The 17917-nt window shown below is 55.7% G+C and carries 18 protein-coding genes and 1 pseudogene; 2 read left to right on the plus strand and 17 right to left on the minus strand.

The window, feature by feature from the left end; all coding sequences use genetic code 11:
- Positions 1-85 precede the first annotated feature (85 nt).
- The 12 genes from PPOP_RS02475 to PPOP_RS02530 all read right to left on the minus strand — a co-directional run bounded on the left by PPOP_RS02475 (position 86) and on the right by PPOP_RS02530 (position 12357).
- On the minus strand, positions 86-787 hold the full coding sequence (locus PPOP_RS02475; RefSeq protein WP_042227135.1) for a hypothetical protein: 702 nt from the start codon (positions 785-787) through the stop codon (positions 86-88).
- Positions 778-2064 (minus strand): hypothetical protein, encoded by a 1287-nt coding sequence (locus PPOP_RS02480; protein WP_006284457.1) that lies wholly within the window; start codon positions 2062-2064, stop codon positions 778-780. Before PPOP_RS02480 ends, PPOP_RS02475 begins: the two co-directional genes overlap by 10 nt.
- Positions 2065-2173: 109 nt before the next feature.
- Positions 2174-3820 (minus strand): hypothetical protein, encoded by a 1647-nt coding sequence (locus tag PPOP_RS02485; protein WP_006284458.1) that lies wholly within the window; start codon positions 3818-3820, stop codon positions 2174-2176.
- 91 nt (positions 3821-3911) lie between these two features.
- On the minus strand, positions 3912-4766 hold the full coding sequence (locus PPOP_RS02490; RefSeq protein ID WP_006284459.1) for a PP2C family protein-serine/threonine phosphatase: 855 nt from the start codon (positions 4764-4766) through the stop codon (positions 3912-3914).
- 1 nt (position 4767) lies between these two features.
- Positions 4768-5295 (minus strand): FHA domain-containing protein, encoded by a 528-nt coding sequence (locus tag PPOP_RS02495; RefSeq protein ID WP_042227138.1) that lies wholly within the window; start codon positions 5293-5295, stop codon positions 4768-4770.
- A gap of 67 nt (positions 5296-5362) precedes the next feature.
- Positions 5363-5980: an FHA domain-containing protein gene (locus PPOP_RS02500; RefSeq protein ID WP_006284461.1), complete on the minus strand. Its 618-nt coding sequence runs from the start codon at positions 5978-5980 to the stop codon at positions 5363-5365.
- Positions 5981-6015: 35 nt separating this feature from the next.
- A complete protein-coding gene (locus PPOP_RS02505; RefSeq protein WP_006284462.1) occupies positions 6016-6483 on the minus strand; it encodes a J domain-containing protein in 468 nt (155 codons plus the stop codon).
- A gap of 21 nt (positions 6484-6504) precedes the next feature.
- Positions 6505-6993 (minus strand): hypothetical protein, encoded by a 489-nt coding sequence (locus tag PPOP_RS02510; protein ID WP_006284463.1) that lies wholly within the window; start codon positions 6991-6993, stop codon positions 6505-6507.
- 184 nt (positions 6994-7177) lie between these two features.
- On the minus strand, positions 7178-7618 hold the full coding sequence (locus PPOP_RS02515; RefSeq protein ID WP_006284464.1) for a hypothetical protein: 441 nt from the start codon (positions 7616-7618) through the stop codon (positions 7178-7180).
- Positions 7619-7751: 133 nt separating this feature from the next.
- Positions 7752-9914, minus strand: coding sequence for a hypothetical protein (locus PPOP_RS02520; protein ID WP_042227157.1), 2163 nt, complete (start codon positions 9912-9914; stop codon positions 7752-7754).
- A gap of 770 nt (positions 9915-10684) precedes the next feature.
- Positions 10685-12058, minus strand: a complete 1374-nt coding sequence (locus PPOP_RS02525; RefSeq protein ID WP_052516571.1) for a DEAD/DEAH box helicase — start codon at positions 12056-12058, stop codon at positions 10685-10687.
- Positions 12059-12138: 80 nt separating this feature from the next.
- Complete coding sequence (locus PPOP_RS02530) at positions 12139-12357, minus strand: YwbE family protein (RefSeq protein ID WP_006284467.1); 219 nt, start codon at positions 12355-12357, stop codon at positions 12139-12141.
- 347 nt (positions 12358-12704) lie between these two features.
- Here PPOP_RS02530 and PPOP_RS22490 point away from each other — a divergent pair, with 347 nt between their 5' ends.
- Positions 12705-12854, plus strand: a complete 150-nt coding sequence (locus tag PPOP_RS22490; protein WP_006284468.1) for a hypothetical protein — start codon at positions 12705-12707, stop codon at positions 12852-12854.
- A gap of 21 nt (positions 12855-12875) precedes the next feature.
- Here PPOP_RS22490 and PPOP_RS02535 read toward each other — a convergent pair whose 3' ends face one another.
- From PPOP_RS02535 to PPOP_RS02555, 5 genes are all read right to left on the minus strand, one after another.
- On the minus strand, positions 12876-13484 hold the full coding sequence (locus PPOP_RS02535; protein ID WP_006284469.1) for a TVP38/TMEM64 family protein: 609 nt from the start codon (positions 13482-13484) through the stop codon (positions 12876-12878).
- A gap of 17 nt (positions 13485-13501) precedes the next feature.
- Entirely contained in the window at positions 13502-14068 is a 567-nt protein-coding gene (locus PPOP_RS02540) for a hypothetical protein (RefSeq protein WP_006284470.1), read from the minus strand.
- Between the two features lie 380 nt (positions 14069-14448).
- On the minus strand, positions 14449-15468 hold the full coding sequence (locus tag PPOP_RS02545; RefSeq protein ID WP_042227141.1) for a LacI family DNA-binding transcriptional regulator: 1020 nt from the start codon (positions 15466-15468) through the stop codon (positions 14449-14451).
- A gap of 655 nt (positions 15469-16123) precedes the next feature.
- On the minus strand, positions 16124-16483 hold the full coding sequence (locus PPOP_RS02550) for a DUF1634 domain-containing protein (RefSeq protein ID WP_006284472.1): 360 nt from the start codon (positions 16481-16483) through the stop codon (positions 16124-16126).
- Positions 16480-17316, minus strand: coding sequence for a sulfite exporter TauE/SafE family protein (locus tag PPOP_RS02555; RefSeq protein ID WP_006284473.1), 837 nt, complete (start codon positions 17314-17316; stop codon positions 16480-16482). Before PPOP_RS02555 ends, PPOP_RS02550 begins: the two co-directional genes overlap by 4 nt.
- Before the next feature lie 384 nt (positions 17317-17700).
- Between PPOP_RS02555 and PPOP_RS23790 the strand changes: the two are divergent.
- Positions 17701-17917, plus strand: a pseudogene (locus PPOP_RS23790) (IS110 family transposase); the annotation flags it as partial.

Consider the following 17917-nt stretch of genomic DNA (forward strand, 5'->3'; position numbering starts at 1 on the left):
CATGCCATTGCATTTCTTTGAAAAAACCATCGCTAACCCTGGGCAGTCTACTACTACAGGGCATCCGCTAATACAAAGCAATCCGTTAATACATAGCAATCCGCCCCAACTGCATCGTGCCGTCCACCTCGATAATGCCGAAGTGATCGCGCCAATACACTACCTTATGGAAGCGCGCCGGCAGGAACAGATCCGTGATCAGCTCCACCTTCGCCCGAACCGCCTCCGACGGTTCCTGCCCCACATAGATGAGCAGTTCATCCTTATCCTCGCAATTCACGTAAATGGTCGAACGGCGGAACATGCGCCGCATCGTATCCCGTAGCAAATAGACGGCTTCACCCGTCTCATACAGGCGCAGCACGTTGCACGCGACCGCTTCCTGCTCGTCGCGACTGAACAGCGGGATCGTTTCGCTCACGCGGCGGCCGAACCGCCCCTCCGCCATATCGCGCAGCACGAACCGGATAGCGTACTCGCGCCGGTTCATCCCCTGGTAGCGGTCAATTCGGGTCAAGAAGTGCAGGATGATGTCGAACAGCGCATGACGCAGCTCGGTATCCTCTTCGTTGTTCCTATCGAACAGATCCTTGAATAAGTCGTAGAAGCGGTAATACGGATTGACTTCGACCTTCTCCAGATGCTGCAGCGCGCGCGTGTTGAGATCCGGGAGGCTGAGCTCCATATAGGGAGAGTAGACGCAGGCCGGAGCAAACCGGATATCCTTCGTCTCGATGCCGGCTTGTTCCGCCTGGATGACCAGATCCCAGATATAATTCACGCCCATTCCCCTTCACACTTGTATTCCGGAAAAAACATCTGCACTTCCGACACAAGAAAGCTCATCTGATCCTGAAGCAGGAAGCGCTCATTCTCTTCTACCTGGCTCGCGCGGAAGGCAAGTCGCATTACTTTTTTGTCCCGTTCCGTGCGGACATTGTCGCTGACGAACGGATTCATCTCGTACGTCTGCGGCGAGCCGCCGCTCCGATCGCGGATATCGACCCGCTCCAGCTCCAGCAGGCGAGCCGCGTCGAAAGCATGCGCGATGCGGATGATCTCCCCCTTCGCCCGCACAATCTGCCCCTGTCGACGCGCATACCTCCCGATAAAACCATCTGTTCTCCGGTTGGAGACGAGCGGATAGCTCAGGCTGCCGAGGCGGCCGACGATAGGCTGCGCGAGTTTCAGGACGCTCCAGGTGCCCGCTTTCTCCCGCGGCGACACCAGGGTCAGTTCATCCCGCGAGCGCTTGATATAGCGGATATTCTCCTCTTCATCCTCCACCAAATAGCCGTGCTCGCTGCCGGTCTTGTGCAGCGAGAGCACATGCTCGTAGTTGATCCGATCGGAAGCGGGAACCGGGAAGCCGCTGTTCTTGATCGTCATCCGCTCGATATTCCAGAGCGGAACGACATCGACCCGCTTATGCGGCTCGTACTCCTCCAGATCGACCGTAATCTTGCCGATATCCTCATCTTCCTGCGGCACGGCGTCGCAATGCGTCAGCAGCACATCGACGAACTTATAGGCATACGGATGATTGACCGTTTTCCACGGCACATTGTTCTGCTGGAACACATGATACAGCTTCTCGATCTGTTCCATATAGCGCCGGCTCTGCACGAGCCGGATCGTGATCGGGTAGCAGCCGCCGGAAGTGATCATCTCCCCGCGGAACGTTCGCTGTCCCTCCAGCAGTCCCCGGAGCGATACATAATCGCATTCCAGGAACAGCGTGAACAGCAGCGCCTCTTCTTTCCGCTTCATATGGTTCAACAGCCGGCTCATGTCGATTGGCTTCGGCGCCGCGTCCTCCGGCAGCATCGGATGCAGGAAGTCGTGAATCGGATCCAACTCGTCGCGGCGGCATAGCGAGACGAAGACATCATGCTTCTCTTCGCCGATCTCCAATTCATCGAAAACTTTGCGCTCCATCCTCCGGTTCATCTCTTCCTGATATTCCACCAAGTTGAGGAACAACCCGGTCATCAACTGCTTCAGCAGTTTGCGCTGCTCCAAATCCTCCATTTTGCTTAATCGATCGGAAATGATATCCTTCATGGCGATGATTAGCTCCTCCTTCTCCTCGGCTTGGGCGGCGCGGGCATGCTCCCCGGCGTCCTCCGCTTCTCCAGATTTCTCGCTAGAGCTCGCACGCTGAGACGCTGTCCTAATCGGTCGGTTCGTCGGCATTCGCCCCCGTCGCGGGAGGCGCTTGCTCGGTACCGGCCGTTGCTGTGCCGGTCGCTGAACCATCCGTACCGGCGGCAGGCTGCGACGGCAATTGGAGCTTGTCGACCGCCTTGTCGATCTTCCGCTCCATGCCCAGCACCCGCTCCAGCATGTCAATCTCCTGATAGATCTGCTGCGCTGCCGAATAAGCGTCAATCGCGCCGGCATAATCCTGGGCGGCAAACAGCTGATCGCCTTTCTTCTCGAACTTGTCGCCCTCGATCAGCCGCTTCTCTTTCTCCAGCCCGCTTACCTTCTCCTCCGCGTCCTCCTGCTTCTTGCGAATTTCCTTCTCGGCATCGGCGAAGCCTTCCTCGATGGCCGCCCGGCGCGCCTTCTGATACGAGCTGCGCGCGCCGATGAAGTCCTGCGCCTCGAACTTTATATCCCCTTCCTGCACCCAGCCCATAATCTGTATATACTGGTTGGTGCTCTCGATTTTATCTTCGAGATCCTTATGATTGAACTCCTTGTACGGCTTCGCTTCCTCCTGCGCTTTTTCATATTTGTCCAGCGCCTTGGTAAAGTCGCGTTCCTTGAAAAAGCTGTCTCCGTCGACCATCAATTGCATCAGGCGCTGCTTTTGGTCGAACAGATCGCGGTGATAGCGGTCATTCAAGCGCTTGGCCATATTTCTCGCCTCGCTGTACTCTTTCACAGCCTTCGCATAATCGCCTTCCTTCATGTACGTATCAGCGTTCTGCTGGAACTCGATCATATTCGCGAGATTCTCCGCCTTGACTGCCGCTTCCTTCGCATAAAGGTAAATCCCGCCGCCTCCCGCTATGGCCAGCATAACCAGCGCGAGCAGCCATTTTTTCAATTGCTGCCACTTCCGCTTCGGTTCCTCCTTAAAGGCCTTGTTCACGTAGACGGCCACGGCGGTATAATTATTCACCGTGCCGCACTGCTTGCTGAGCAGCACTTCCTCAAGCGTATCCGTGAAGTCCTCCGGCTCCTTCGCCTCCTCAAGCGCATCCAGCATCTCTAGACGGTGTACCTCTTCCCACAGGCCCGATGTGCACAGCAGCAGCACATCGCTGTCGGAGAGCGGCACTTTCTTCGAGACGAACGGCTCGAATCCGTCCGGACGGCCCATATAATGGAGCAGATTATGACGCTCCGCATAATGGTCGATCGCCGTGTCCGAGATCTCGCCGGCATTCGCCATCGTCTGGGCCAGACTCTGATCCTGACTGCGCCTGAACAGGCGACCGCCGCGGAAATGGTACAGACGAGCGTGGCCCGCTACTGCCCAGACCATCTTCGTATAGTCGGTGACGACCAGGATCAAGCTGGCCTTGAGCCGTACCCGGCGGCTCTCTTCCCGGAGCCATTCATGCGCTTCCTGCATATATCGCTTCAGCCGCAGTCGAGACATTGTCGGCTTCTCGGTGAACTGCCCCAGGATGCTCTTCACGACCATCTCGGCGCTATTCGCCTCCCGATCCGCATCCAGGCCGTCGGCGACGACCCAACAGGCCATATCATCCAGCTCGACATAAGCGAAATAATCCTTGTTGTATAGAAAAGAACCGGCTTCCGACACGAAGCTGGTCTTGAAATTGCTGTTCTCCTTCCTCATCCTTACCCCCTCTTTTCCCCTATTCCGCACGCGGCTCTAAAGGCTCTCCTGCTCATGTGAGGGAATGATGCCCCCGCCGGTTCATTTTGTATCAATCATGATCAACGATGACGATCGTCGCGTTGTCCTGTTTCGCCAATCCCTTGGCTTCGATCGCCGCGATAATCTCCTCCGCGGCATCATTCGGCGCTATCGGCTGGGACAGAATCGCCTCCAGCTCCACCTCGGTCATCGTGTTGTAGACACCGTCGCTGCACAGAATGATTCGGTCTCCGGGCCGAAGTGCGAACGGTTCGCTGCCCACCTCCATCCGAGCGAAATGCTCGTAGCCCAAATAATTGATCAGCCGCTTCCGCCGCGGATAATCGATCACTTCCCCCCTCGTCAGCTCCCCCGCCAAGCGATGCTCCTTCAACACGGTCTCCAGCGCATGCTCCTCATTCATCCAGATGAACTCCCCGTCCCGGAACACCATAATGACACTGTCCCCGACGGCAGCCCAATACAGCCGATCCCCGGCAATGACGCCGGCGACGAGGGTCGTTCCCCCGGGGGCGCCCCGCAGTTGCTGTAGAATCTCCGAATTGCTGATTTTCGCCGCCTTCGTGAAATAATCATGTATGTCCCGGATATTGGACAGCTTCAGAAATTCCCGGATGAACACGGTCACGGCAATGGTACTCGCCAGACGCCCATGGGCGAGACCGCTAATGCCGTCGGCCACCACGGCGGTGGTGCCGTACGGTGTCGTTGCGCTGGAGAAATAATCACCCTGCTCGTCTTGCGCGCCGATTGTCTGCCCGTTCCCGATCGGAACTCCCAGCTTGTCGGCAGGGGCGTACGCCAGTAAGTGACGCCGCGCACCGATCAGCAGCAGAATCGCCACCGCCGCGCCGAGCACAATGATATACGGCATCCATTCTTGGAATTCAATCGGGATGCCCATATTAACCTTCGTTGTGGTCCCACTCGAAATGGACCCCACATAGCGGAATAAAGATGAACTTGCTCCGGCCGAGCTGAAGGACGTCGTAAGCGGACAGCTCTACCGGCGTATATACCGCTTCGTTATTATGATAGGCCAGGCCGGAAGCGTCGCCCGGCAGGAGATAGAAGTTACGCTTTTTCGGGTCGTAGACGATGACGGCGTGATTCCGCCGCGAGATCGCATTGTCGCCCAGAATGCGGATATGCATGTCCTCGGAGCGGCCGATGAAGTTCTTCTCGGCGCGAATCCGGTAATCTTGGCCGAGCTGAGGCCCCTCGATGCAGACGATCCACCCCGTGACCGGGTCAATGATTGTCGTTTCGCCCAGATAAGGCATCGTCTTCTCGTCCTCTTCCGGCCGGACCGGCTTTTTCACCGCCGCGTCGCCGCTCGGCGCCGCCTCCACCGAAATACTGCAATACGGGCAAATATTGCCGTGCTTGCGCGTGCTGAACATGTGCCCATTGGCGCATCTTGTCAGACTCATCCTGTTCATTCCTCCGTTACTTGATTCTTAATAGAGGCCGTGATCTATCGACATCGCACTCATGGCACTATTTCACCACGATCCGCGTATTGGCGATGCAAATCATATCGCCGGATTCGATCCGGCGCGGCCCGTCTTCCTCCAGCCGCTCCGCCGCGTTGCGACCGGCCGGCTGAATGCCGACACCGTTATGGGAATCAAGATCCTCCACGTACCAGCTTCCCGAAGCATAGTTCAGCACCGCGTGATGCTTGCTGATCAGCGACGCGTATTCCGAATCCGACAGATCTATGTCAACCTCGCTTTGTGCAGAGCTCCTGCCGATGAGCAAGGAAGTTTTCCCATGGATGTACCATTCCTTCACGCTCTCCCCCTCTTCGTCCAGGAGAACGAGCTTGGCAATGGCTGCGCCGTCCTGCCGGCGCTTCATACGGCTTCGAGCCCTCCACACGGCATAGACGGCCGCTCCTGCGACAAGCAGAACGCCGACTGCCACCTTCAAAATCAGATCCTCATTCCCTATGTACACGTAGAACAGCGCTGCCGCCGCAATGCAGGCAATCAGCACATCGATGACCACAATCCAGCCGGAACGGCGCTTCCGGTCGGGACGGGCTTTTTCATAATTCGCTTTGTATCTCACATTCGATTCCAAATTCGATTCCTCCAACAGTATGTCCGTCATGAGGTGAACCCGCTTCCACTCCGATCGCCGCCCTTTCACTTCTTCCGCATGCCGAAATACCGCTGGAACATCACCGCCGCGTCGATCGGCTGCGATGCTTCCTTGTCCGCGCCCTTCATACCGGTCGGCCGCTTCGTCTTCGGATCGAAGCCGAAGAACCGAGCGAAATCCGCCTCCACGTTCCGCGGATCGAATCGCTCCTTCGCGGACGTTCCCGCGGCCTCGCGCGTGTGCTCCGCCCCCGCTCCCCGCTTCCAGCCATGGTCAGAGGCCTTGCCAACCTTTCCTGACCCGTCCAGCTCATCATCATACGCGGAGCGCGACGCCTCATCCTGGAGCACCGTATACGCTTCATGAATCTGCTTGAATCGCTGCTCGGCTTCGGGGCTGCCGCCGTTCGCATCGGGATGATGCAGCTTGGCGAGCCGCCGGTATGCCTTCTTGATCTCGTCCGGCGCCGCATCGTGCCGCACGCCCAGCACATCATAGTAATTCGCAGCCATCCGCATCCTCCCTGCCACTCGCTAAGAAATAATATTTAACCTCTTAAGTATGGATTCTATTATGTGCCAAAACGACGACTCTTGTGCGGGAAAACCACCATCGAACGTAGCGAGCTCGGTTTTGTCTTTCTTCTGCTTGATGTAGAGGCTGAATGCTCCAACCCCTTCAATGTCGTCGTACGTCTCGGTGTAGTCGACGACGAACGCGTGAGGGAAACAAATACTGCGCACGATTTGTTGCGCAGAGATGACTTCCAGCGTCACTTTGCGGTAGCAGTCCGCCTTCTGGGCCGGAACACGCGACCACAGCGCCAGCTTCCTCGTGTCGTCGGCGTCTTCGCCATCGATCGCTGTGATGATTTTGCCGGAGATGTGCATGGTCGCGCCGACGTCGGTCGATTTTGCATCGGAGTCGTCCGGCGACGCGGTGTTATAGACGACATGTTGAATGTTGTCTATGCCGAGCTCGATTGTTTCTGAACAACCTTCTACTCTGAGAAGGAACCCCATGAATACTCCCCCCCTTAATATGTGATGCCGGAGGCGATAAACGCCTCCGGGATTTACGTGAGGCAAGCTTGGTTAAACACATCTCCAACATAACTTCAAGATTTTTCACATCGCCACTGAACACGAGGTTGATATGGCACAGATTGCTCTTGCTATCGATAACATAGTTATGCTTACTTCGCTCCTACTTTTTACCGCCGTCGTACGCATAACCGCCTTCGAACGTAGCGTCCTCGGTTTTGTCTTTCTTCTGCTTGATGTAGAGACTGAATGTTCCAACCCCTTCCGTGTCGCCGTACGCCTCTTTGTAATCGACGACGAACGCGTTAGGGAAACAAATACTGCGCACGACTTGTTCCGCAGAGATGACATCCAGCGTCACTTTGCGGTAGCAGTCCGCCTTCTGGGCCGGAACACGCGACCACAGCCCCAGCTTCCTCGTATCATCGGCGTCTTCTCCGTTGATCGCTGTGATGATTTTGCCGGAGATGAGCATGGTCGCGCCGACGTCGGTCGATTTTGCGTTGGAGTCATCCGGCGACGCGGTATTATAGATGACATGTTGAATGTTGTCTTTGCCAAGCTCGATTGTTTCTGAACCTTCTACTTTGAGAACGAATCCCATGAATATTACCTCCTTAAGATGTGGATGAGATGGATGCCGGGGCGATAAACGCCTCGGGATTTATGTGTAGAGGCAAGCTTGGTTAAGCATACCTCCAACATACGTTTTAAAAAGCAGGCCATGCGGATTACGCCTAGGCCGACGTTGTGCCTTTCGTGATCATAACTTCAAGATTTTTCACATTGCCATTGAACACGAGATTGATATGGCACAGATTGCTCTTGTCATCGATAACATAGGACATGTCGTCGCCGTCTTGAACGATGGAGTTGACATACCCGGACGTACCGAGCCATTTGCTCTTTTGGCTGCTCGGGTTATTGCTGAAGAACTTGACGATATTCTCATGCTTGAAGTCGCCCGTCTGGAAGCGGAGAATGCGCTCGATGTACGTGCTGACCAGCGTCTTGTAGAGCGGATCGAAGCTGCCCTCCGTCATCGCCATGCTTCTCGCCTTGTACACCGTGATGCACTTGATATCCTTGTCCTGCAACTGTGCATTCTCGGAAGAAAAGACGAAGCCGAAATTTTTCCGGTTAATCGTATCCTTGATGTTGTTCGTGAAGCCAGTAATCTCCTTCGCCATCGTCGTAACAGCGCGCAGCGCATGGTCACTTGCTTCGATATCGAATCTAATACCCGGCAACTCCCGACTTACGTTTCTGAACGATTCACGCAAATATTCGGGACACTGGTACGCAGCCACGATGCCGGCGGCAACGTATGCGGCTCCAATATAAACGCCCTCGATCCACAGCTTAAGAATATCCTCCTTCTCCTTGGACAGCTGAACGCCATGCTCCGTCTGCAGCATGCGGCTGTCGATGACGACGCCAGACTTGTCCTTCGGAATGACCGTGAAGTTCGGGACGCACGGGACGGCGAATTCGCTGTAATCCTTGCGCACCATGACGCTGCACTTGTCGATATATTTATCGACGCCGGAGGTCGCCATGCTGCTGAAGGTCGCCTCTTCGCCCGATTCGAAGCTGAAGAAGACCTGAACCTTGTATTCCTTGACGACTTGAAGCAGCATCGTCAGCGACTCCATCGTATTCGCATCCTGCTTCGCGACCTTCCCGTTGCCCCGGAAGCGCTCGCGGGTCACCTTCACCTTGCCTGCCGATTCCAGTTCCACCGAAGGCACGATACCGAACCAGATCGTATTGGAAAATTCGTTTTTGGAGTTCACCGTGTTCAGATACGTCTCCAGGCGTGGAATATTATTGCTCTTCACCGTCATATCCAGCGTGGCGTTCGTAATGAGCAGCGATGGCTGCATGCCTTTGTTCTTGGTTGCGTACTGGTCGAAGAACACGCGCACGCCCAATATTTTCTCCATGAGCGGCTTCACCGTCTTCACGAAATCGTCCTTCGCGTTCTTATAGAATTCCAAATAGGTGTTGTAGTTCTGCACCTCCGTCTCGATATCGACCTCGGTCTGCACGACCGGCAGCGGACAGAACGTGCGGACGACCAGATCCTTCACATAGGCGGACGGGGTCTCGGAGACCGACTCATAATCCTCCTCGAATACAGTGGTCAGCCCGGTGCTGGTATTCTCCTCCATCAACATCAGATCGGTGCTCTCGCTCTTCGGCGCCTCGATAATTTTCAGCTCACCCGCGTCTCCGATCGTCAACATCCCGATCTGAACCGCTTCCGCCTGATTCTCCTCGTTCGAGCCGCCGAGCAGGAGGCGCGTCTTAATATCCTCGATCGCGAGCGGCAGCATCGCCATCACATTGTTGTAATTTTTGCTCGCATCCTCGAACATCGTGTTCAGCTTGTCGCCGAGATCAAGCTTCTTCGGATCGGCCTCGTCCAGCTTGTCATACTGGGTGTACAAGTAATGTATCTCCTTCCGCACCTGGCGGATGTCGTCCATCACCTTTTTCGGCGAGATCATGTCCAGCAAATTCTCGAATTTGAAGTCGACATTGGTGATGCCCTGGCTGCGCTTCGTGTCAATCAGCGTGAACAGCATTTTCAGAAAATCGTTGCTCTGATCGATCTTGATCTCTGAAATGCAATCGTTCGCAATCCCCTCCGGCTTCTTGAGCGTGTACATTACTTTCTGATTCGCCGCATTGTAGAATGAGTAGACGGTTGGGGAGAACTTGTCCAGGAACTCGTCGAAGCTGCGGACAAGCAGATGTTCATTGATTTCCTTGATTTTTTCGTCGCTCAAACTGTCGATCCCTCTGACATCGCCTACGACGGTCAGAAGATCCAGCTCCTCCGGGTTGATCTCCTCGAATAGCATGGCACGGTTCGTTTGGTTAATGATGTCCATGATGTCCAGCAACATGATGCCAAGCGGTTGCGGCAGGGCCGCGGCCGGCTTGCCAATCATATGCTCCTCCTTTCTATCGCTTGATGCATGTATTGCCTCGGGTGAAGCAGACCATCCGCCCTGGCCGGGCGCACGCCCTCCCGTAAAGAGGGAGCGCCCGCCATAGCCTAAGGCAGGAGGCGCAATTCCTCTCCGAATTCGTATAAAAACCATTCCAACCAACAAGCGGGATGTATGCCCCGTGACGTGTTGCAATAAAGACTAGTTTTCTTATAAAAATTGCATGGTTTTACATCTTTAATATCGGCACTTTTGGACCAAAGATTTAGTCATTCCACGAAAAATATGTCGAATCAGGAAAAACTCATTAGACGGATCGGTCAACAAGGAATAGCTGAAGCGGATCGCCAAGCAGACGGGCGGAACATCGTTCATTACCGGCAACCTTCTGGCCGCTGTCATCATTCGGCAATCGCAGGGTCAGCCTGGCCGAATCAGGGTGATACGAGAAGAGCCGAAGCGCAAGGCCCGGCTCTGTCTGTTATCGCTATAGAAATGCCCGCTGCACACTAGCTCCCTCCCTGGGACACCGGCGCTGTGCCTGTACTGTCATCCATCGCACCAAGATCTCCTAACATTTACTGTTTCCTTGTCAACATTCCGCTGATGGCTCCCAATTTCGACACAAAACACCCTGCCCTACCTTGGAGTGCCCGTTCCGGCATCCATCATCTGCAGTTCAGCGTGTGGGGGCGCCCCCACAGCGCACATTACTTCCGTCTGCGCGGCGCCTTTCCCTTCTTGCCTAGGCCTTGGGCGGCGTTCCGCCCGAAGCGCTGTCCGGCCGCGGACGAGCCTCGCTTCCCGCCGCCCGTGCCGCCACCGGCTCTGCGGCGTTCCGGCCTCGCGTCTGCCGTGCCGTGCACACCTGCGCCCCGGCCGCTTCCATACCGAGCGGATCTGCGGCCGCGTTCGCCGCGCACGCTATCACTGCGCTCGCTATCACTGCGCACGCTGTCACTGCGCTCGCCAGACGGGCCGCCTCGGCTCTGCCGGCGCAGCTTCATGCGGATGCCCTGCTCGATGAGAGCGAGATAGCTCCCATCCCGGGACGCGGCCAGCGTAATGGCCCATCCGGCTCCGCCCGCACGGCCCGTCCGGCCGATGCGATGAATATAGCTCTCCGCGTCATGCGGAATATCGTAGTTGAATACATGTGTAATTCCTTCCACATCCAGTCCACGGGCCGCCAGATCGGTCGCCACCAGCAGTTGCACATTTGCCTTCCGGAACCGCTTCATCACCTGCTCCCGCACCGCCTGGGTCAGATCGCCGTGCAGTTCGTCCGCATCGTAGCCCTTCGCCTTGAGTGCCTCATATAGCTTCTGAGCCCGCCGCTTCGTGCGGCAAAAGATGACGGCCTGATAAGGGCGATGCTCGTCGAGGAGACGGAACAGCGTCTCTGGCTTCGCCCGATCCGTCGTCTCCACCACCAGCTGGCGAATATCCTTCACCGTCACCTGCTCCGCCTCCACCCGGAGATCAAGCGGCGACCGCATGAAGCGCGCGGCAAGCGCGCGGACCGGCTGCGGCATCGTCGCCGAGCAGAGTATCGTCTGCCGGTTGGATGGCGTGTGGGCGATGACATCCTCCACTTCGGGAAGAAAACCCATATGCAGCATCTGATCGGCCTCATCCAGCACAAGCATGCGGATGCCGGATCCGTCGAAGGTGCCCCGGCGCAGATGATCAGTCAAACGCCCCGGCGTGCCGATGACCAACTGGCATGCGCCCTGCAGCTTGCGGATCTGCTTCTCTACATCCTGGCCTCCGTAAGCGGCCAGCACATGAATGCCCCCGCTTCCATCCTGGGCGGAGTCCGTCAGCTTTTTCGCCTCTGCCGTAATCTGCAGGGCCAGTTCCCGCGTCGGCGCGACGATAAGCGCTTGCGCCTGGGGCTGCTCCGGATGAATCCGCTGCAGGATCGGAAGCAGGAACGCCAGTGTTTTCCCCGTCCCGGTCTGTGCTTGCAGCACAGCATCCCGACCAGCCAGCGCGGCAGGGATTGCTTGAATCTGAATCGGCGTCGGCGCCTTAATACCTTGCTTCGTTAATCGATTCGCCCACTCTTGGCGAATGCCCAATGTTATAAAGCCTGACAGACAGGCCACCTCATTTCTTCGCAATACATATGCATTGGTTTCTCTTTCGTTATTCATAAATTTCACTGTGCCGAATCGACGGATCCGAGAACCCGCTTCACCCGGCCGACCTGCCCGTCCTGCAGGCGAACCTTGATGCCATGCGGATGATAGGCCGAATTCGTAAGAATATCTTTGACGACGCCCCGGGTGGTCTTGCCGGTGCGCTGATCCTGCTTCAGGACAATATCCACCTCCAGGCCGGGGCGGATGCTCGCCCGCTGCTGACCGCTCTGTTCCATATGCTTCCCTCCTTCACGCACAGCTCTTTCCGGTCAGACCGAGCGCCTCTTGGAATGCCGTCTCTCAACATGGAAAGGCTCTTTTCTCGGCTTCAACCGCTTAGGGATCATCCGCTCCCCATCCATTCCAGCATCCATTCACACTCGATTCCATTTTATTTTCCCCATGTTACAGGAAAGCAGGGAAAAATGCCACTAGATCAAGCCGCAGCGCAAGGACGAACATGATCATCGCCGTCCTTGATCCCGCCTTTACGTTCAGCTTCCCCCAAAAGTTGCAACATTCAGGTTGTTGAGAAACTCCAGGGGAGTATCAGGCATTTCATTTATGAGTTCCAGTCTGATATGTGTCCGACAACCCGGCCCTGTACGGGAATGCTCACGGCAAGCCGGATCAGGAAGTGTACGCGCAGGTGAATGATAAGACATTCGAGGTGATCCGCAACAAGCCTGCGCCTTCGAGAGGCGGCAGGCTTGCGGATTTTGAACATGATTGAGAGCGGACGATAGCCGCCCGCTTATTGAATTTGGTAGTGCTTTTCAAGCTTTTTGCCAAGATACCATAGCAGGAACAGTCCCGCCACCGCCACGAGCAGGCGCCACGGATGAGAGATGAAACTCTGCCAATCATGGCCGACGAAGGACATCATGAATACCATAACCCCTTTGCCCAACACGACGGCGGCGACAAATATCCGCTTCGGCACATTGCTTGCGCCAGAGGCGATATTGACGAAGAAGGAAGGGGTGAACGGAAAGCAGTACAACAAGAACAGTGGCGAAAAGCCTTTGCGTTCAATCCATGAGAAGAAATGCTCCGCCTTCGGGTATTTCGCCGACAAATAGATGCTGAATTTCCCCCCGAACCGTCGCGCGGACAGGAAGATAAGTAGCGCTCCCGCGACCGTGCCGAGCCATGAATAGATGAAGCCGAGCCACAAGCCGTAGGCGGATGCATTGCCCGCGACGATAATGAACAGCGGCAAGAAGGGCAGCAGCGCCTCCACCATCGGCAGAGCGATGCCTGGGACGGGGCCGTGGGAGGAATATTTCTCCAGCAAAGCTTGAATCTGCTCCCTGTCAAGCTGTGACAAATTGTGATAGGTATGTTCCAACCATTCCAGCATGATGACCCCTTTGTCTTCTATGAGTACTTCCGCCTCTTGCTCTTGTGACGCACTTTGGTTCGCAGATCACCCCGATAGACGAGCTGCAGGGAAGGAGAATGGCGGAAATCCTCCGGCGTCACCCGTACCCAGCTCTTGTCCACCACATCCATTCCATGCTCCTGCAACATGGAGGCAACGAATTGGGAGCAGAAATAAGCATTCTCCCGGCGGATATCTATATTAAAAATGATACCGAACAGGCCCAGCAGATTATATTTGTACTGTTCCGGATTCCGCTCCATCTGCTTCAAGCGCAGACGGATCCGTTCATATACTTCCGTGCTTACGGTGCAAGAGTACAGCGCACATTGCGTAGGACGATGCTCCGCCCGAACAAGGTATCCCTGAACCCGCTCCTTGACGAAGCCGCCATGGAACGGATTGAGCGGATGCTTCCTGCCGAAGCTGTACACCTCCCTCAGCTCGGAATCGAGCGCGATCGACGCGTGATTTAGCGGCGCCTTCGTATAGCACCGGATAAGTTTGGAGAAGATCGTGCCCGTGTCGGTAAGAAGGATATAAATCTTCCTCTCGTCCACCATGCTCACCAACCTGTAATTAATTTCAAAAAATATGAATGAAGCGCTCCTGCCAGCGTATACTCACGAGGAGTGGCCGAGCGAACAAGACGTAATGCCCTATCCGGAACATGCTGAAATGTGCCGCTCAAACGTCTTTCCTGACAGCGAGACGCCCTTCCGGCGGCTCGGCCCAGTGAATCCTCTCCTATTGTAGTGGAGTGGCAGATGAAATAACACAATCCCACGACCAGATTCGACCTAGACCATCGTCGGGGACAAGTCGGAAGATCGTATGACAATTCCTCATTCACAGTTCCCTCTTTATGTTTGCCGCAAGCTCGCAACGGCCGAACAGCATACGGCACTGAGCCCGCACGAAGCGTGCCTTCCCGCTGCCGATTTTATCGGACGACCGAACAGCTCTCCCGTATAATCAGTTCCGACGGAATGATGATCTTCTTGCTGATGGCGCGCTTCGTCCGGATGCGCTCAAGCAGCAGCTCCAGCGCCGTGCGGCCCATGAATTCACTGTGGAGCTTCACAGTGGTCAAGGAGGGCGTCATGAACGGGGCGACGGTCATATCATTGAACCCGGCGACGCTGATATCAGCGGGCACGTTCAGCCCCGCTTCCCGAAGCGCCCTTACCGCGCCGATCGCCATGGAATCATTCGCCGCCAGCACCGCCGTGAAGCGAATGCCCGCTTCGATCAGCTCGCGGGTCAGCCGGTAACCGTCCTCTGCCGAGAAGCGCCCGATGCAAACCCGCTGCGGGTCATACCATCCCCGCTTCTGCATCCACCGCTCATACGCTTCCTCCCTTCGATCCGCACCCTTATATCCGTCGTCGTCCCGCCCGCCAATGTAGGCGATCTCCCAATGGCCCAGGCTATGCACATACGCCAGCATCTGCTCCATCGCATCGTGAAGATCGGCGATGACGATATCGAAGCGGTTGTCCCACGGCACCGGTTCGACGAAGACGAGATTCGGAGTGACGGCCGCAAGCCGGCTCACCTGCTCCCGCTGTACCGGTCCGATGACGATATAGCCGTCCGCCGCGCTGCTATCCAGCGCCATCTCGTCCTGGATGCCGGCGAACCATTGTACCTGATACTCCCGGGCCGCAGCCTCGATCGCCAGACGCATCGCCAAATAACAAGGATCGTTCAATTCCTCGCTACGCGGATACGTCATCAGAAGCCCAACGGTCGCAGCCGCGGCGGATTCCCCAGACGAAACGGCCGATTCCTCTGTCCGAGCCCCCCGCTTGTACTTCGTATATTCCAGCTCCACCGCCACCTCGAAGATGCGGCGCCGCGTCTCCTCCGACACGGAGAGCGTCTCGTCGTCATTCAATACTCTGGATACCGTCGAGACGGATACCATCGCCTTCTCCGCGATATCCTTCAATGTGGCCATCTCGTTCACTCCCTAATCTTAAGAGGGTATTCCAAAAATCCGCTTTTGATCACGAAGCGACTAGGTTAGGCAACGCAACATCGAATCTTGTACTCACTCTCGAACAGCGTATGCTTCCGAGGTATGTTTCCTGCGGAAACATGGTAGCTGCACATGCAGTCTGTTCTACACTGCGCTGCTCTTTGCAAGTTTTGCGTAGCAAAACTCGCTTCGCAAACATATGTTTCGAGTTCAAGCAACCTTCTCGGTGTTGAAAACCGGACTTTTTGAACACGTACTAGAAGCTAGTTATCCCTCATTGTACTTCTTTTTTAGTAAATGTACAATTATTTTAGTAAATAAATAGCATCTGCCGTGTCATGGAAGCAGATCACCCGCTATCTAGAGGATAGCGGGTGGAACGGCTCGATGCCGCAGCGGGAGCGGGCCATCTGGTGCTGTCCGCATGAATTGATTCCCACTAATCCCGCCTTCACCAACGTAAAACGTGAACCAGCTTCGCTCTTGTCATCAGATATACAGAAAATGGTTCCCTGAAGTAAAACAAAATCAATTGGTTTTACTAAAATATTTACTCCAAAAAGGCCGAAAGTAGAAAAATCCCACAAAAAAAAGGAAGAAGCGAGAAGCGTCTTCTTCCGGAAAGGTGTCTCGATTATGTTCCGGCTCGCCCGAGTACGAAGCTGATGAGCAAAATCGCGAGCACGAGTGCCGTGATGCCCGCGTAAACCCTATCGCCCTCCTTCAAGAAGACGAGAATGGATACGGCGACGCGGAAGACGGGGGTAAGGATAAGCAGAAGCAGCCCGAGCGATATAAATGCATAGGCATTGAAGCCCGCCACTCCTGCAGCGACCTCGGCAACGGTCGTCGGGAAGCTAGCGTCCGGGTACCCGCTCTCGCCCGTTGCGAGGAAGAGAAGCAGCCCGAAGGCAATGAACAGCCCCGCCACCACTACACCGATCCGCAGCAGCCGGCTGACCGTCAGCTCGACATCGTCCGCCCTCGAATTCATATCCAGCCCACCCCCTGCAGAATCATCTCAATGGCGACATATCCCAGAATCGGTATGAACAGCAGCCGGATCGTGCGGCTCTTCATCTGCTGCATCAGACGCGATCCAAGCACCGAGCCTGCCAGTACGCCAATAGCGACGGGAGCGGCAATGCCCGGGTCGATGTCTCCGCGGAAAAAATAGATTCCGGTGCTCGCCGCAGCGGTCACCCCCATCATGAAATTGCTGGTGGCGCTGGAGACCTTGAGCGGCAGCTTCATAAATATGTCCATCGCCATCACCTTGAAGCTGCCGCTTCCGATGCCGAGCAAACCGGAAATAACGCCGGCCGCATACATGACGCCGAATCCGCCGTAGACATTGGCCACCTGATACTCGACCTGCCTACCCAGTGCTTTATCGTAATACGAGCCGTTCATTCTTAGCTTCTGCGCGAGCGGATGAGCCTTCGTATGTTCGGGAAGCTCGGCGTTCACCTTCTTCACCATGCCGATGGCCGAACTCAACAGAAGCAGGCCGAACAGAATGAACAGCACGTTCGGCGCGATCAAGCTCGCGACGAAGGCTCCCGTTACCGCACCTGTCGTCGTCGCCACCTCCAGGAACATGCCGATCCGCAAATTCGTAAGCCGATCGCGCAAATACGCGATCGCCGAACCGCTGGATGTCGCGATGACCGAGATGATGCTAGCCCCGATCGCATACCGGATATCAACATCGAACAGCAGCGTGAGCGCAGGCGTAATAATAATGCCGCCTCCCAGGCCGAGCACGGCCCCTACGGTGCCCCCGACCAAGGAAATAAGCAGCAGCTGTATCGTCGTCATGATCATTTTTTCATCCGATGCTCCTTTCCCTCCCCTTTCTCCTTTAAGATGTCCCAGAGGATGCCAAGGAATGCGGACGCTCTGCTCTTTTCCCTGTCCAAAAAGCCCCCCACCCGTCGTGGAATGTCAACTGGATCGGCTACACTTAGTTGGACAGAAAACCCCCATGGCCTGTCGGCCACCACGATGAATGAAAATGAGGGTTGCCAATTTGAGATTCTTCTGCGCAAATAAAGATAGGCAGATCAAAGGTCGAATTTTTTTTGGTGAGCCACATCCCGCCTATTGCAGCTTTGAGCACCGCCGATTGTTGCCCTGAGCACGTGTACAAAAGTACACCTCTCGTTGCTGCATGATCTGTTCAATCCAAAGCAAGGGAGTGAAGTTGGAATGGATACGATATTGGAACGGTGTGCAGGGTTGGATGTGCACCAAGAGACTGTCGTTGCCTGTATATTGGCAGGGTCTCTGGACAAGAACTTGTCTTGGCGAATCCACAGCGAATCAAAAACATGCCAGGCAAAAAAACAGACATGAAAGACGCGGTCTGGATCGCTCAATTGCTGCGCTGCGGATGGATCGAAGCGAGCTTCGTGCCGCCGGAAGA

The sequence above is a fragment of the Paenibacillus popilliae ATCC 14706 genome (assembly GCF_000315235.1).
Classification (GTDB): Bacteria; Bacillota; Bacilli; order Paenibacillales; family Paenibacillaceae; genus Paenibacillus_B; species Paenibacillus_B popilliae.

What these genes read in the sequence shown, in the direction of transcription:
- PPOP_RS02475 (WP_042227135.1), bottom strand. Translation starts at nt 787, where the DNA reads ATGGGCGTGAATTATATCTGGGATCTGGTCATCCAGGCGGAACAAGCC.
- PPOP_RS02480 (WP_006284457.1), bottom strand. Translation starts at nt 2,064, where the DNA reads ATGAAGGATATCATTTCCGATCGATTAAGCAAAATGGAGGATTTGGAG.
- PPOP_RS02485 (WP_006284458.1), bottom strand. Translation starts at nt 3,820, where the DNA reads ATGAGGAAGGAGAACAGCAATTTCAAGACCAGCTTCGTGTCGGAAGCC.
- PPOP_RS02490 (WP_006284459.1), bottom strand. Translation starts at nt 4,766, where the DNA reads ATGGGCATCCCGATTGAATTCCAAGAATGGATGCCGTATATCATTGTG.
- PPOP_RS02495 (WP_042227138.1), bottom strand. Translation starts at nt 5,295, where the DNA reads ATGAGTCTGACAAGATGCGCCAATGGGCACATGTTCAGCACGCGCAAG.
- PPOP_RS02500 (WP_006284461.1), bottom strand. Translation starts at nt 5,980, where the DNA reads ATGACGGACATACTGTTGGAGGAATCGAATTTGGAATCGAATGTGAGA.
- PPOP_RS02505 (WP_006284462.1), bottom strand. Translation starts at nt 6,483, where the DNA reads ATGGCTGCGAATTACTATGATGTGCTGGGCGTGCGGCACGATGCGGCG.
- PPOP_RS02510 (WP_006284463.1), bottom strand. Translation starts at nt 6,993, where the DNA reads ATGGGGTTCCTTCTCAGAGTAGAAGGTTGTTCAGAAACAATCGAGCTC.
- PPOP_RS02515 (WP_006284464.1), bottom strand. Translation starts at nt 7,618, where the DNA reads ATGGGATTCGTTCTCAAAGTAGAAGGTTCAGAAACAATCGAGCTTGGC.
- PPOP_RS02520 (WP_042227157.1), bottom strand. Translation starts at nt 9,914, where the DNA reads ATGGACATCATTAACCAAACGAACCGTGCCATGCTATTCGAGGAGATC.
- PPOP_RS02530 (WP_006284467.1), bottom strand. Translation starts at nt 12,357, where the DNA reads ATGGAACAGAGCGGTCAGCAGCGGGCGAGCATCCGCCCCGGCCTGGAG.
- PPOP_RS02535 (WP_006284469.1), bottom strand. Translation starts at nt 13,484, where the DNA reads ATGCTGGAATGGTTGGAACATACCTATCACAATTTGTCACAGCTTGAC.
- PPOP_RS02540 (WP_006284470.1), bottom strand. Translation starts at nt 14,068, where the DNA reads ATGGTGGACGAGAGGAAGATTTATATCCTTCTTACCGACACGGGCACG.
- PPOP_RS02545 (WP_042227141.1), bottom strand. Translation starts at nt 15,468, where the DNA reads ATGGCCACATTGAAGGATATCGCGGAGAAGGCGATGGTATCCGTCTCG.
- PPOP_RS02550 (WP_006284472.1), bottom strand. Translation starts at nt 16,483, where the DNA reads ATGAATTCGAGGGCGGACGATGTCGAGCTGACGGTCAGCCGGCTGCTG.
- PPOP_RS02555 (WP_006284473.1), bottom strand. Translation starts at nt 17,316, where the DNA reads ATGATCATGACGACGATACAGCTGCTGCTTATTTCCTTGGTCGGGGGC.